12 protein-coding genes are annotated in these 14,954 nt (G+C 47.0%); 2 read left to right on the top strand and 10 right to left on the bottom strand.

Going from position 1 to position 14,954, the window contains the following annotated elements; genetic code table 11:
• Positions 1-76: 76 nt before the first annotated feature.
• Complete coding sequence (locus CES81_RS08190) at positions 77-847, bottom strand: Cof-type HAD-IIB family hydrolase (protein WP_089087415.1); 771 nt, start codon at positions 845-847, stop codon at positions 77-79.
• Positions 848-1,058: 211 nt separating this feature from the next.
• Here CES81_RS08190 and CES81_RS08185 point away from each other — a divergent pair, with 211 nt between their 5' ends.
• Positions 1,059-1,718, top strand: coding sequence for a deoxynucleoside kinase (locus tag CES81_RS08185; protein WP_089121358.1), 660 nt, complete (start codon positions 1,059-1,061; stop codon positions 1,716-1,718).
• 64 nt (positions 1,719-1,782) lie between these two features.
• On the opposite strand, the gene CES81_RS08180 is transcribed toward CES81_RS08185, so the two are convergent.
• Positions 1,783-2,268, bottom strand: coding sequence for a universal stress protein (locus CES81_RS08180; RefSeq protein ID WP_225356369.1), 486 nt, complete (start codon positions 2,266-2,268; stop codon positions 1,783-1,785).
• Between the two features lie 12 nt (positions 2,269-2,280).
• Positions 2,281-3,696 carry a dipeptidase PepV gene (pepV, locus tag CES81_RS08175; RefSeq protein WP_089087412.1) on the bottom strand — a complete coding sequence of 472 codons (1,416 nt, stop codon included), beginning with the start codon at positions 3,694-3,696 and terminating at the stop codon, positions 2,281-2,283.
• 215 nt (positions 3,697-3,911) lie between these two features.
• Here pepV and CES81_RS08170 point away from each other — a divergent pair, with 215 nt between their 5' ends.
• Complete coding sequence (locus tag CES81_RS08170) at positions 3,912-4,736, top strand: NAD(P)H-hydrate dehydratase (protein WP_089121356.1); 825 nt, start codon at positions 3,912-3,914, stop codon at positions 4,734-4,736.
• 209 nt (positions 4,737-4,945) lie between these two features.
• On the opposite strand, the gene CES81_RS08165 is transcribed toward CES81_RS08170, so the two are convergent.
• The 7 genes from CES81_RS08165 to purL form a co-directional block, all read right to left on the bottom strand.
• On the bottom strand, positions 4,946-6,610 hold the full coding sequence (locus CES81_RS08165; RefSeq protein ID WP_439951289.1) for a putative polysaccharide biosynthesis protein: 1,665 nt from the start codon (positions 6,608-6,610) through the stop codon (positions 4,946-4,948).
• Positions 6,611-6,885: 275 nt separating this feature from the next.
• Positions 6,886-8,139, bottom strand: a complete 1,254-nt coding sequence (purD, locus tag CES81_RS08160; protein ID WP_089121355.1) for a phosphoribosylamine--glycine ligase — start codon at positions 8,137-8,139, stop codon at positions 6,886-6,888.
• A gap of 25 nt (positions 8,140-8,164) precedes the next feature.
• Entirely contained in the window at positions 8,165-9,694 is a 1,530-nt protein-coding gene (gene purH, locus CES81_RS08155; RefSeq protein WP_089121354.1) for a bifunctional phosphoribosylaminoimidazolecarboxamide formyltransferase/IMP cyclohydrolase, read from the bottom strand.
• Between the two features lies 1 nt (position 9,695).
• Positions 9,696-10,286: a phosphoribosylglycinamide formyltransferase gene (gene purN, locus CES81_RS08150; protein ID WP_225356368.1), complete on the bottom strand. Its 591-nt coding sequence runs from the start codon at positions 10,284-10,286 to the stop codon at positions 9,696-9,698.
• Positions 10,258-11,295 carry a phosphoribosylformylglycinamidine cyclo-ligase gene (purM, locus tag CES81_RS08145; protein WP_089121353.1) on the bottom strand — a complete coding sequence of 346 codons (1,038 nt, stop codon included), beginning with the start codon at positions 11,293-11,295 and terminating at the stop codon, positions 10,258-10,260. Before purM ends, purN begins: the two co-directional genes overlap by 29 nt.
• A gap of 1 nt (position 11,296) precedes the next feature.
• Positions 11,297-12,748, bottom strand: coding sequence for an amidophosphoribosyltransferase (gene purF / locus CES81_RS08140; RefSeq protein ID WP_089121352.1), 1,452 nt, complete (start codon positions 12,746-12,748; stop codon positions 11,297-11,299).
• Positions 12,733-14,952, bottom strand: a complete 2,220-nt coding sequence (gene purL, locus CES81_RS08135; protein ID WP_089121351.1) for a phosphoribosylformylglycinamidine synthase subunit PurL — start codon at positions 14,950-14,952, stop codon at positions 12,733-12,735. The genes purF and purL overlap by 16 nt, the downstream gene beginning before the upstream one ends.
• Positions 14,953-14,954: the final 2 nt, after the last annotated feature.

Here is a 14,954-nt window from a genome sequence, read left to right as displayed (position 1 = left end):
TATTATTCCTAACAAAAAACAGCTTAAAAACCCCTCGTAAGAGGCTTTTAAGCTGTTTTATTTCAATTAACTGCGTTTATTTAATTAAATGATAATGACGCAACCCGTTAACGATTCCGTTATCCATATTTGAGGTCGTCACGTAAGCGGCTTTCTGCTTGGCCAGCTTGTGACCATTCGCCATCGCAATTGGGGTATCAACCATGTCAAACATCTGCAGGTCATTAAGCTGATCGCCAAACGCGTAGGTGTGAATATTTTCTAAGTGCGCCGCTTCCAACAGGATTTGGATCCCCGTCCGCTTAGAAACGCCGGCTTTCATGGTATCTAAAGCCCGTGGATTATTCCGAACTAGCGACAAAACACCCTTAAACCGCTCCTGGTACTGCTTTTCTTTATCTTCATTAAAGACGTTCATAAAGTTAATGTTTTCGTGATGATAGAAATCAGGATCCACCTTGGCGTCTAACCGCAGCAGCTTGAAGTTTTCCTTAGTGGCATCATTTTCCCGACTCAAACGGAAACCACGGTTATTGAAGTAACCCACGGGATCGCCCTGCTGGTTGGCATAGTCGGTGAATTCCGCGATGACGTCTTCGGGAATCACTTCTTGATGGAGTTTTTTACCCTTATACTGAACGTAACTGCCGTTAGCACTGACAATGGTATCCAAACCAGTCTCGTCAAGCACGTACTGCACTTCAAAGATATTTCTGCCAGTGGAGATCACGGACAAAATATTGTTCTTTGACATCTGCTTGATAGCATCAATACTACTTGGCAGAACGTTTTTTTGATCGTCAAATAGCGTCCCGTCTAAATCAAAAAATACGATTGCATCATACATTCAAGAACCACGCTCCTTTATCCCTTTAATTTAATTATACTACTAGATTTTTCCCACCGGGATTTGACGCCTTATCTGCGAGCAATCTTTAGAAACCCTTATAGCTAGGCGGGTGAAGCGCTTAAAAGCGAAAAAGTTAAAAAGAACATGTAGTATCTTGGAAAACTATGGTACACTATATGTTGCATATTTTATTAAAAGAGGGGCTATTATGGTGATTATTACAGCCGGAATGATTGGTGTTGGAAAAACAACTTTAACTGGAATGCTTGCGGAACACTTAGGAACCAAGGCATTCTTTGAACCAGTGGGTGACAACCCAGTACTACCTTTATACTATTCGAATCCGAAACAATACGGTTTTTTGCTGCAGATTTATTTCTTAAATAAGCGTTTCTCAATGATCAAACAGGCCCTGGCTGACGATAATAACATCCTCGACCGCTCCATCTACGAAGACGCCTTATTCACGAAAGAAAATAACGCAGAGGGTAACATCAGTGATACTGAACTGTCCGTTTACCTTAAATTACTGGACAACATGATGAACGAACTGAACACGTTGCCAAAGAAGGCACCCGATCTGCTGGTCTATGCCAACAGTGATTTTGAAACCATCCTCCACCGGATCAAAAAGCGTGGTCGTGATTACGAACAAATTGATAGCCATCCTGAATTGGAATCTTACTACTACAAGATGTGGTCAGCTTATCAAAAATGGTTTGATGACTTTAATGTCAGTCCTAAAATCAAGGTTGACCTGCAACGCTATAACCTGGAAGACCCTGACAACGTCAAGGTTGTCCTCAGCCAAGTGGATGCAGCGCTAAGCAAGATCAGAAACACAAGTTCCGTTTCAAAAGCAATGTAATTTTGAATGAAAAGGCTTCGGTGCGCAGCATTTGCACCGAAGCCTTTTGTCATTTTGAAAACCGTTAAAATGGCTGATTATCTAATTTTGTTCGCACAATTAAAACATCAGCGTGGGCATTGGCCACAACGTAGCTGGCGTTAGAGCCCATCATCATCCGTTCCACAACGTTGGTTCCAGTAGCCCCGATGACGATCAGATCAATTCCCAATAATTTGGGCAAGTTTTTAGCCAGCTCCAATTTGGGATTACCGAAGGTCACGTGAATTTCCACTTTTTTAACCCCCGCCTGAGTAGCTTGATCACGATATCCCGCAACTAGTTTATCCATTTTTTGCTTGAACTCATCCAAAACCTCCGGGTCAGCGGCACCAAAGCCAAACTGAGCCTTGCCAATGTTCGTCAGCCTACTCACATCAAGAATCGTTGCAATATAGAGGGCTGACTGGTTTCTTTTAGCAACCGCAATTGCCTTTTTAACTGCCCGTTTAGCCTGTTTTGAACCATCTACACCGACCAGTACGTTTTGATAACTACTAAGCTGTGCCAATGCCATCACTCCTTAGTTTGGTAATTCGTTTGCCAGTGCTTCAATGGAACGGCCGTAAATGGCCATTGCCATCATCAAATCAGAAAGTGGCTGGAATTCATCAACTTGGTGCATGGTATCTGGCGTATGATCCATGAATAACGCGCCAAAGGCTACGCCACGTTTCATTAACCGGCCATAGGTACCGCCGCCAACAACTTCCGGCTTAGCAGCCTGGTTACCTGTCATTTCACGGTAAGCACCCATTAAAGTCGTCACGATTGGATCCTTAGGGTCAACGTAATGCGGCACCATTTCACGGCCCTTATTTAATTCAAAGTGGTTTTGATCAGCGACTTGGGCAAGCTTATTTTGAATATCCTCAGCCGTCATGCCCTTTGGATAACGGAAGTTCAGAACGATCTTACCGGTTTTACCAGCATCAAAGTCCATCACACCGATGTTCATAGTTAAGTCACCCATAATCTTATCAGTGAAGGCTAAGCCCAACTTGTTCACCCGCGAATCATCATGCAGATCTCCGCCAACTAGCTCGACAAATGACCGGGCGTCACCGCCAAAGTCTAAAGTCTTTAGAAATGAGGCGAGGTAAGTCCCAGCGTTAATCCCGTTCTTGGGTTCCATCCCGTGGGCTGCTTTACCGATCACGTGGAAGTGAACCCCGTCGCTATCAATGTGCACGTCGCCAGTTACTGGTGCTTCGTCCAAGAAGGCGGTGAAGTCACTGACCAGCTTTTCATTATCGTCTGTTTCAACGACCGCGTGCGCATCCCGCGGCACCATATTTTCACGTAAACCAGCGCTGAAATGATTCAGCTTATACTGGCCGCCGTTTGAGCCCTGGGTCGTCAAAGTAAAGGTAGCATTTCCCTTTTCACCGTTGATCAGTGGAAATTCAGCATCTGGCGAAAAGCCCATGGTTGGTTCCGGCTGGGTCTTGAAGTAGTGCTTCATACCGGTCCAGCCGCTTTCTTCATCAGTACCCAAGATAAAACGCACCTTTTTATTAAGCTTAATACCCTGTTCTTTTAAAATCTTCAAACCATAGTAGCAAGCCAAGGCGGGTCCCTTATCGTCAGAGGTACCGCGGCCATAAAGGTTACCGTCTTTTTCAGTCAGGGTAAAGGGTTCAGTTGACCACCCCTCACCCGCAGGCATAACGTCAACGTGGGCCAGAATAGCGATGGTTTCGTCACCCTCACCGTATTCCACGTAACCCGCTAAATTATCAAGGTTAGTGGTCTTAAAGCCATCACGTTCAGCCATTTTCAAAAAGGCTTGAAGGGCTTCTGCAGGCCCTGGTCCTAACGGTGCATCAGCGGTTTTTTTGGCGTCGTCACGAACACTTTTAATGGCGATTAGTTTCGTTAAATCATCTACGTAAGCTGCTTGATGTTTCTGAGCAGCGGCTTTCCAATCAATTGACATTTAAGTTCCTCCCAATAGTGGTTTCTCAAGTACCATTTTAGCATACAACTGGCTTAGTGGGGAGCCGTCCGCTAAGCCCGTCAGCAAAAATGATCTAGCCGTTCATTTCAAAAAAAGAACCGCTGATTAACGTCAACGAGCATCAAAATCACTCACAGATTTAGTGCATAATGCTATACTCGAGTTAAGCATCTTATTATAGGAAGGCGATAACAATGGAAACTTTAACTGAACAGATTCTCGCCCAAACGATTCGTGTTCGGCCCAAGGAAAGCCACAAGGGTACTTATGGCCGGGTATGTCTGGTTGGCGGCAACGACCACTTTGGCGGGGCCATCCTGATGGCGACCGAGGCCAGTGTGTACAGCGGTGCTGGTCTGAACACGACGCTCACAGATCCAAGCAACTTTATTAGCCTGCACTCCCGACTGCCGGAAGCAATGGTCGCCAACTTTACCAACCGTGATGAATTAACCGACTTAGTTTCTGCAGCAAATACCGTCGTCGTTGGCCCTGGGCTGGGGACGACTGACACGAGCCTGTCGGTTTTGAAAGCCGTTTTTGATACCGTCAGCGACAATCAAACACTAATCGTTGATGGCTCAGCGATCACTCTCATTTCTAAACATGACCTCAAACTGCCTAAGGCCCACCTGGTGTTTACACCCCACCAAATGGAATGGCAGCGGCTGTCCGGCATCAAAATTGCGGCTCAAACCGATGAAGCAAATGAAGCCGTACGCCGGCAATTAGGCGGTACCGTCGTCTTAAAATCACACCAAACCAAAGTCTATACTCCCACCGGCAGCTTTTTAAACACGGCTGGTACTCCCGCTCAGGCCACTGGCGGTATGGGTGACACCTTGGCGGGCATGATCGGCGGCTTTACAGCTCAATTTGCGGATCAGACCAACGCCGTTCTCGCCGCGGTTTACGCCCACAGCGCAATTGCCGATGAACTCGCTCAAAACCAGTACGTGGTCTTGCCGACCCAAATTATTCATCAGCTGCCCCGTTATATGCATGAACACCAGGGCTAAAAAGGGTTCATGCACTTCTAAAAGCACCAAAAACGCCATTCAGACGAACTGAATGACGTTTTGTGTTGAAATGGCTGGTTGTGAAACACTTCTAAGCAACAAGCCATCAGTAGAAAGTGGTTCATAGCGGTATTCACATCTGAGAACCGGCGGAGATTTACTTCATAATGACTGATCTTTCAAAGACTTATTTCACATTAGACCATGCCTTATTTAATGTGCAGCAGACTTCTTAGACGTCTCATCCGGTCACCCATCACCGTATCTGCTAATCGCGTATGGAGTACCAGATAAACGTACAGATAGCCGGCGATCCCCACGGCAAAAATCACCACGATTAAGCTGCCAAAACGTGAATCTACCACCATAAAGGTGCTAATCAAGCGACTGACCAGGCGCACGAGCAGGTAGGCAATCGCGCACATAATAATGGAAAAAGCTAAAATACCGTTGACTTTTTTGGAGATACTCTGAAAATCAACACCGTACTTCCGGTTAAGCCAACTAAGAATCAAAATATTAGCGACCAGGAAACCAAAAGTCGTTGCAACCAACGGACCAAATACGCCCATGTAATGAATGCAAGGCCACTGCAAAGCTAACTTGACAATCGTCCCAACTGCAAAATAACGAACCGCCCGCTTGTTTTGCGAAACCCCCTGCATGATGGCAGACGTCACACTGAAAAGGCCCAGCATAATCGACTCAAAAGCAGAGAAGGCCAAGACAGCTGTTGCTAAATCTTTATGTGATGTTCCGTAAAAGATAATGTTCAACGGGTGTGCAATGGCTGCCATCCCTAAAGCACTGGGAATCATGACAAAAGCGAAGAGCAACATGGCGTTAGTCAGTTGATGGCTAATATTTTCATGCTCATTACGGGTATAAGCTTCAGATAATAATGGCACCACTGTAATGGCTAACGCTGAAGACAGCGAAACAATGATCATGATCAATTTATTGGCATTCACGCTGAACATGGCGAATAAATTGTTGAGCATGACCGTTGAGGTGATCCCGGTACTACGCATGAAATTAAAGAACGTGTATTGGTCGATCAACTGAAAAATGGTGATTCCAGCACCAAGCACGATAAACGGCAAGGCCTGCTGAAGGATCTCTTGATAAAGCTGTTTTGCTGGAACCACAATTTGGTTTTCACTATTGGTAACCAAGTCATTGAAAGATGCCCGATTTTTAAGGTAGTACCAAGCTAAGGTCAGTGTACCGGCAATGGCACCCACGCAGGCAGCAAAAGTTGACTGAGAAACGGCGGTGATCCAGTTGCCATGCAGAACTCGCATAATGACGAAGGCGGATCCCAGCATGTAGGCCACTCTGGCCAACTGCTCCACAAATTGAGAAATGGCGGAAGGTGCCATTTGCTGATAGCCTTGGAAAAAGCCGCGGGAAAGGCTCATTACAGGGATGATCAAAACCGCCCAAGCGAGGGAATGCAAAACGGGAACCACTCGCGGATCCCCGCCATCAAACAGCGGTGCGCCAAAGTACAATAATCCCGCACAGATCAGCCCGGTCATCGCCGCTAAAATAAAGCCGTGTTTATAAAGCCGAAAACCAACACCATACTCATTCATCGCATTATAGTGAGCCACTTGTTTGGCAATTGCTGATGGAATTCCGGCAATCGCAGCAATCAAGAAGAAACTGTATATGTTATAACCTTTTCCGTAGAGGGCATTTCCTTGGAAGAAGTAACTGCCAAACCAGATACCCCAAGGGATGATGTAGATGGCGCCAAGTATCCGTGAAAAGATACTGCCGGCAGTCATCCAGGCAGACCCAGTCACCATCCGGTCTTTAGAATTCGGTTCTGTGTTGCCGCCTTCATTGTGATTTGACATCTCAGTCATTAAAAAACCTGCTTTCATTCGTCCATTTTTTGCAAATTACATATTATTTTAATATTTTTTCGAGCATTGAGCAATGCTTTCCGAATAGAAGTCATTCAAACTACTTTACCACAAGCTTTAATAATAACAGTTTTACGCACATCCATGTCAATCTTTAAACTTACTTAACAATTTAAACAAAAACACCATGATCATCTGTCAAAATTGACAAACATCATAGTGTTCTTTATTTTTAAAGTTCATCATTTCTTGCATGCTATCGCAGCGTTAATCCATCATGAATGATCAAGCGCTCGAAAGCCGATATCATGCCGAAAAGTATAGGCATTTTGATCGACGTCTGCATCCAGTGCGGCATTCACTCTCGCTTGGGCGGTCTCCAAATTGGCTGCGCTTGCCGTCACCATCAAAACGCGGCCGCCATGACTGACAATGCGATTATCTAACCGGCGGACGCCTGCATAACTGACTTTAACGTGGGCATCACTAAAAACCGGTAACTCCCGGTCGTTCACAACGTTACGCGGGTAGTCTCGTGACGCCACTACCGTACCAAGATAGAACTCACCGCTTTGCCATTCTGCTGTAGGATGCTTTCCCTGTTTCAACTGCAGAATGAGTTCACCCAGATCACTTTTAAGCTGCGGTAAAACTACCTGCGTTTCTGGATCTCCCATTCTGACGTTAAATTCAATAACTTTGATTCCCTTTGGAGTGTTGATTAAACCGGCGTACAAAAAACCGCTAAATGGCATCCCCGCATTAGCCATGCTGGTCAAAATTGGCTTAATGATTTCATCAACCGCGGCTTGTTTGACCTTGGCATCAACGTGCGGCACAGGACTATAAGCCCCCATTCCGCCGGTATTGGGTCCCAGATCGCCGTCCAATAGGCGTTTATGATCCTGCGCAATCGGCATGGTAACAAACGTTGTGCCATTGACCATCGCAAACAGCGAAAATTCTTCGCCCGCCAAATAATCTTCTATAAGAATCTTTTTTGAGCCATTGGCAGTCAACTTTTCAACTGCATCGATTGCTTCCAGCGAAGATTTTGCAATAATCACACCCTTACCTGCCGCTAAGCCATCCGCTTTGATGACTAACGGCGGCTGCTGAACATGAGCGTAAGACAACGCTACCGTTACATCAGTAAACTCACGGTAATCAGCCGTTAAAATACCGCTGCGCTGCATCATTCGTTTGGCAAAGGTCTTGGAAGATTCTAGTTGCGCAGCCTGCTTATTAGGGCCGAAAATCGGTAGATCCCGTGCTTCAAAGTAGTCTACGATACCTGCTGATAGCGGGTCTTCTGGTCCAACCACGGTGCACTGGACCTGATGATCACTGGCAAACTTGGCGAGCTCAGGAAAGTCCATTTCGCCAATGGCAACCGACTCAACTCTTGGCAGCTTATTCATCATCACGTTTCCCGGTGCTGCGTACACCCGCCGGTTCGGTGATTTTGCCAGCGTTTGAGCTAAAACGTATTCGCGTCCGCATCCGCCAACCACTAACCAGTTTTCCATGTTAAATTTCCTCCCCGGTTCGAAATTAGTGCTTGAAGTGACGAACACCAGTAAAGACTAAGGCAATCCCATACTCATTAGCCTTATCAATGGAGTCTTGGTCCTTAATACTGCCGCCAGGTTCCACAATCGCCTTAATGCCGTGCTTAGCTGCGTATTCAACACAGTCATCCATCGGGAAGAAAGCATCCGAAGCAACGATCGCGTCATCATAACCCTTTTTCTCTTCGGCCTTATCCACCGCAATCTTTAGCGAATCAATGCGGTTCATCTGACCCGCACCAACGCCTAGTGTTTGGTTAGCCGTTGTGACAACGATGGCATTGCTCTTCACGTGCTTAACCACGGTCTGGCCAAACGCCAATGCTTTAAGCTGTGCATCCGTCGGTTGTGCTTTAGAAACCACCTTGAAATCAGCCGCCGTTTCGTGAACAGTATCTGCATCTTGGTACAACGCCCCGCCGAGCACCGTTACCATGTCTTTTTGGTTGGGATTCAATTTACCAAAATCGAGGGTCATGATCCGCAGATTCTTCTTCTTTGCCAAAACAGCGTAAGCATCGTCATCAAACGCTGGTGCAATAATGATTTCCAAAAATAGGGCGTGCATCTTTTCGGCAGTTGCCAAGTCCACCTTACGATTTAAAGCGATGATGCCGCCAAAAATAGAAATTGGGTCGGATTCATACGCTAAGTTCCAAGCCGACAGCAAGTTATCACTCACCCCAATACCGCACGGATTCATGTGCTTCAGGGCAACCACCGCGGGCTGGTCAAAATCGGCGATGATCCGTAAAGCCGCGTCAGCATCACGTAAATTATTGTATGATAACGCTTTGCCGTGAAGTTGAGTGGCGTTAGCTAGGGAGTATGCTGCAGGAATCGGTTCCTTGTAATAGGCGGCCGCTTGATGACTGTTTTCGCCGTACCGCATATTCTCAACTTTTTCGTAGGTCACCGTTAATTTTTCTGGGAAGGGTTCTTCAGTCATATACTTAGCAATCAGAGCATCATACGCGGCGGTTTGCCGAAAAACTTTAGCAGCTAAATGGCGACGGTAGCCCCTATCCACCTGCTGCTCATCATAACGTTTCAAGAATTCTGAATAATCAGCTTGGTCAGTAATAACGACCACATCCTGAAAGTTTTTAGCAGCCGCTCTCAGCATTGAAGGCCCGCCAATGTCGATTTGTTCAATGGCTTCGGCATCGGTTACCCCATCTTTTTGAATCGTTTCTTTAAAAGGATATAAATTAACACAGATAAGGTCAATTGGCTCGATCCCGTTTTCCTTTAATTTAGCCATATGCTGAGGGTTATCCCGCTTGGCCAAAATTCCAGCATGGATTCGAGGGTGCAACGTTTTTACACGACCATCCAGCATCTCTGGGAAGCCCGTTACGTCCTCAACGGCAGTTGCTTTCACACCGCCATCAACCAACGTTTTTAAGGTCCCGCCCGTAGAAATAATCTCATAACCGCGCTTCGTCAGTTCTGAACCAAATTCTACGATGCCAGTTTTATCAGACACGCTCAATAATGCTAATTTAGCCAAATTAAAGCACTCCTTTTTCAATTAATTGACGTACCGTTTTCGGGTATAGCCGATGTTCAACCTGATGAATCTTAGCCTCTAAAGTTGCTAGCGTATCTTCTTCACTACGGTAAACCGCCTCCTGTGCAATCACTTCACCAGTGTCAACACCGCCATCTACGTAGTGGATCGTGACGCCGGTAACTTTGACTCCAGCCTGATAAGCATCTTCGATTCCGTGTCGGCCTGGAAACGAAGGTAATAATGCCGGATGAATGTTGACGATTCGCCGTGGAAAAGCGTTCAGCAACGTTGGGCCCACAATACGCATATAACCGGCCAGTACTAAATCAGTGACGTGATACGGCACCAAATCCTGAAGCAGCTTCTGTTCCCGTATCGCTTTGCTGACGCCTTTTTTAGGCAGTGACAGGATGACCGGTACTTGGTGTTTTTTTGCCCGTTGAAGCACTGGTACATCAGCGTGATCACAAACCAAAACACAAATTTTAGCTGGCAAATCAGCATTGATCAACGCCTCAAAATTAGTGCCATTTCCCGATGCAAAAACGGCAATTCGCGGTTCATTCCTGATACTGGACTGGCTGTTCACGTCGCTTCACCACCTTACCGATCATTTGGTAACCCGTTTGCTGCTGCTCTAAGACTGTCTTCACATCATCCACGCAACGTGGCGGCACCACCAATACCATACCGATACCCATGTTGAAGACTTGCCGCATTTCAGAAAGTGACACTTTACCGGCAGTCTGCAGCACCTTAAAGATTGCCGGTACCTGCCAGCTTTCCGGATCAATCAGTGCCGTTAAATCTGACGGCATCATTCGACCAAGGTTGTCCGCCAAACCGCCGCCAGTAATGTGGGCCGCTGCGTGCAAACTACCCGTTTGAATCAGGGGGTAGACTTGATTGTAATAAAGTTTTGTAGGGGTTAAAAGGTCATTGATCAAGGGCTGTTTCAATCCCGGATAGACCTTCTTCAAGTCTAGGTCAGCGTCCTGAATAATTTTGCGAACCAGTGAATAGCCGTTAGAGTGAACCCCGCTGGAATCTAAGCCGATTAGTAAATCACCTGCTTGAACCCTCATGGAACCAAGCAATTGTGCCTTATCGGCAATGCCAACCGCAAAACCACTTAAATCATAATCCTTCGAGCGATAAATTCCCGGCATTTCTGCCATTTCGCCGCCAATCAACGAGAGACCCGCCTGCTGGCAGCCTGCCGCAATCCCTTTTACAATGGTCATTACCTTACCCGGCTCCAGTTCGCCCAACCCAATATAGTCGAGGAAAAATAACGGTTTAGCTCCTTGTGCCAGGACATCATTAGCACACATGGCGACTAAATCGATGCCGATAGTGGTATGGTTATCGGCCTCAATTGCTAACAACAACTTGGTGCCAACGCCATCCGTACCGGAAATCAGTACCGGCTGATCAAGATGGCCTACCTCTGACGTCAGTTCGTATTCGGCACCGAAGCCGCCTAGTCCGCCTAATACATTACTGTCATGAGTTTGATTGACGATTGCCTTAATATCGCGAACGGCTTCTTCACCAGCATGAATATTCACACCTGCTTGTTCGTATTGACTGGTCAACTTAATTCGCTCCTTCATATAAACCTAGACGGGCAACCTCAGCATCAAAGCCGGCCTGGTAATCGTAAAGCGGGGTGGGATACTTCCCATCAAAATAGGCCGTGCATAAGCCGTGATTAGCTGCAGTATTTAAAGCACCGATCGATTTCACCAAACCGGCCACACTCAGATAAGCCAATGAGTCCGCACCAATCATCTGACAAATTTCAGGCACCGAATGATTCGCACCGATCAGTTCCTTAGTCGTCTGAATGTCGATCCCGTAATAACACGGGAACTTCAACACCGGTGAGGCGATCCGAACGTGCACTGACTTTGCGCCAGCCCGTTTAAGCAGTCGCACAATGTATTCGCTGGTGGTGCCGCGAACGATTGAATCGTCCACTAACACGATGTCTTTACCGGCTACTACCGATTTAACCACCGACAGCTTAAGGCTGACACCACGGACACGTTTGGCCTGTGTCGGTTCAATAAAGGTCCGCGCAACGTACTGATTTTTGATCATTCCCATATCATAGTGAATACCGCTGGCCTGCGCGTAACCAATGGCAGCGGAAAGGGACGAATTTGGTACCCCAATCACCACGTCTGCTTTAACGGGGGCTTCTTTAGCAATCGTTGCGCCCATCCGTTTGCGTGCTTCATGAACGCTGATACCGCGAATCACAGAATCTGGTCGGGCAAAGTAAATGTATTCCATAGAACAAATCGATAAATGCGTATCAGTCGTAAAGTGGTCAATGGTCATGCCGTTGTCCGTCACAATGATAATTTCACCGGGTTCAACGTCCCGAACGAACGTTGCACCAACTTGATCCAAAGCGCAGGTCTCACTGCAAATAATAATGGCACCATTCGGCATTTTGCCAACCACTAACGGCCGAAAGCCATTCGGATCTAAGGCAGCCACCATCATTTTAGAAGTCATCAATAAGTATGCAAAACCGCCGCGAATTTGGTTTAAGGAAGCTTTCAGCTGATCGATAAACTTTCCTTCTGAACTGGTTTGAATCAGTTCACCTAATAATTCACTATCTGAAGTGGCCTGAAACTGAGCACCCAACTTTTTTAGACTGTGACGTAACCGGTTAGCATTGGTCAAATTACCGTTATGTGCTAGAGCAAATTGCTGCTCACTGGGGTGGTCAAAGTACATTGGCTGAATATTTTCAATACCATGATTTCCCGCTGTGGCATACCGGACGTGACCAATTGCCGCGTTGCCTGGCAGGGAAAGCATTTTTTCGGGGTCAGCAAATACTTCCGCTAAAAGGCCCAAGCCGCGCTGTCGGTGGAACTTGCCGTTTTGATTACTCACAATACCGGCACCTTCTTGACCGCGGTGCTGCAAGCTATGCAAACCATCATAGGTCAATTGAGCAGCGTTATCAGCCCCCCAAATACCAAAAAGGCCGCATTCCTCATTAAGTCCCTTTATTTCATTAGGCATCCAAGTGCACCTCCGAAAGTGGCTTTTAGTTCCGAACAGGTCGCTTTCAGTTCACCATCAGTTGTTGTCAGTCTAACCTGATCTCCATCAGTGGTCTTACCCAAAAAGACAGCACGGTTACCAGCAAGCGCCTCAAACTGCGCTTGATCTTCAGGCGCAACACTGACCACAAAACGGGACTGCGTTTCGCTAAACAGTTGCTGATTGGTTAAAGTCGTTTGGCCTTCAAAACCTAAACCAGACTCGAATAAAGCCTCGGCAAGTGCAACACCTAGACCACCTTCACTTAAGTCGTGAGCACTCTGAAGGAGGCCCTGCCGAATTGACGCTTGAACTAACTTTTGATTGGCAGCCTCAGCCTCTAAATCAAAGTTTAATTGTCCCGTCGGCGTAACCTGTCCCCGTAATTTTTGAATTTCGGAACCGGCAAAGTCGTCACCCGTTTCACCAATTAAGTAAACGGCATCACCCACGTTCTTAAAGGCTTGCGTGGTAATGTAAGCCACATCTTCAATGAGTCCCACCATACCGATCATCGGTGTTGGATAAATTGAATGACCATCGGTTTCGTTATACATTGACACGTTGCCGGAAATTACCGGCGTATCAAATTGTTCACAGGCCAATGCAATTCCTTGGACAGACTGATCCAGTTCCCAGTAACTCTCAGGATCATTAGGACTGCCAAAATTCAAGCAATCCGTAATGCCAATTGGAATCCCACCGCTAGCCACAATGTTGCGAGCCGCCTCACTAACCGCAATTTGCCCCCCAACGTAAGGATCAAGGTAAATATACCGTGCGTTGCAGTCCGTGGTCATCGCCAGTGCCTTCTTCGTGTGCCGAACCCTGACAACCGCGGCATCACTGCCTGGCGTAACAGCCGTATTGGCTTGAACCTGTGAATCATACTGGCTAAAGACCGCTTTTTTAGAAGCAATTGTTGGTTGAGCCAGTAAGGCTTTCAAGGTATCCGCTGGATCTTGGACTACTGGTGCCTGGGCCGGTTGAACATTCTCCAGCCGAACTGGTTTACGGCTAGGCTGCTTTCTTTCCAGGACATCGTCCACCAAACTGGTCACCGGCACATCAGTCACCAATTTGCCGTGCTGGTAGAGTCGGTACTGGCGGTCATCCGTCACGTGTCCCACTACAACAGCGTCGAGATCGTAACGTGCGAAGATGTCTAAAACCGTTTGTTCTTCACCCTTCTTCACGCACAGCAACATCCGTTCTTGAGACTCTGAGAGCATGATTTCATAGGCACTCATATTGGGTTCACGCTGCGGGACTAAATCCAGGTCCATAGTGACCCCGCTTTTGGCCTTTGAAGCCATTTCAGCAGACGACGATACCAAACCGGCCGCCCCCATGTCCTGAATTCCCATGAGGATTTCAGCGTGGTCATGAATAATCTCTAGACAGGCATCCGTCAGCAACTTTTCCATAAACGGATCACCGACTTGAACAGCAGACCGGTCGGCTTCCTTTTCTTCACTAAATTCGTTAGATGCAAAGGTCGCCCCGTGAATCCCGTCACGCCCGGTCTTAGCACCAACGTAAATGATACTGTTACCAGTCCCGGTAGCCCGGCCACGCTTTAAATCAGCCTGATCCATTAAACCCACACACATCACATTAACCAGTGGATTACCGTCATAAACGGCATCAAAGCCGATTTCACCGCCAACCGTTGGAATCCCGATGCAATTGCCGTAAGCCGCGATGCCAGCAACGATTTCGGTCAATAAATAGCGGTTCTTCTGGCTGTTCAATTCGCCAAAGCGCAAACTATCCAGTGAAGCAATCGGTTTAGCACCCATCGAAAAGATGTCCCGGATAATACCGCCGACACCCGTGGCTGCCCCTTCAAAGGGTTCCACAAAACTCGGGTGATTATGACTTTCAGCTTTGAAAACAACCGCCTGCCCATCACCAATATCAAGAACGCCTGCACCTTCACCGGGGCCTTGAATCACCCGCGAACCATCGTTCCAAAACTTCCGCAAGATTGGCTTGGAGTCCTTGTACGAACAGTGTTCGCTCCACATCACTGCGAACAGCCCCGTTTCGGTGTAATTCGGTAGCCGGCCAATCAATTTTTGGGAAATATAATCGTACTCAGTTTCTGACAGGCCCCAGGCTTCATAAGGCTTTTGTTCACGAATTTCTTCTGGTGTTGGTTCGCTTTTCAATTCCTGCATGC

Origin of the sequence: Secundilactobacillus pentosiphilus, assembly GCF_002217985.1 — a bacterium.
Taxonomy (GTDB): domain Bacteria; phylum Bacillota; class Bacilli; order Lactobacillales; family Lactobacillaceae; genus Secundilactobacillus; species Secundilactobacillus pentosiphilus.
Note: the sequence above shows the minus strand (reverse complement) of the source record. Positions and strands in the feature narration are given on the sequence as shown.

Bases quoted from the DNA above. Each gene is read 5' to 3' on its own strand.
- CES81_RS08190 (WP_089087415.1), bottom strand. From the start codon at position 847: ATGTATGATGCAATCGTATTTTTTGATTTAGACGGGACGCTATTTGAC.
- CES81_RS08185 (WP_089121358.1), top strand. From the start codon at position 1,059: ATGGTGATTATTACAGCCGGAATGATTGGTGTTGGAAAAACAACTTTA.
- pepV (WP_089087412.1), bottom strand. From the start codon at position 3,696: ATGTCAATTGATTGGAAAGCCGCTGCTCAGAAACATCAAGCAGCTTAC.
- CES81_RS08170 (WP_089121356.1), top strand. From the start codon at position 3,912: ATGGAAACTTTAACTGAACAGATTCTCGCCCAAACGATTCGTGTTCGG.
- CES81_RS08165 (WP_439951289.1), bottom strand. From the start codon at position 6,610: ATGACTGAGATGTCAAATCACAATGAAGGCGGCAACACAGAACCGAAT.
- purD (WP_089121355.1), bottom strand. From the start codon at position 8,139: ATGGAAAACTGGTTAGTGGTTGGCGGATGCGGACGCGAATACGTTTTA.
- purF (WP_089121352.1), bottom strand. From the start codon at position 12,748: ATGCCTAATGAAATAAAGGGACTTAATGAGGAATGCGGCCTTTTTGGT.
- purL (WP_089121351.1), bottom strand. From the start codon at position 14,952: ATGCAGGAATTGAAAAGCGAACCAACACCAGAAGAAATTCGTGAACAA.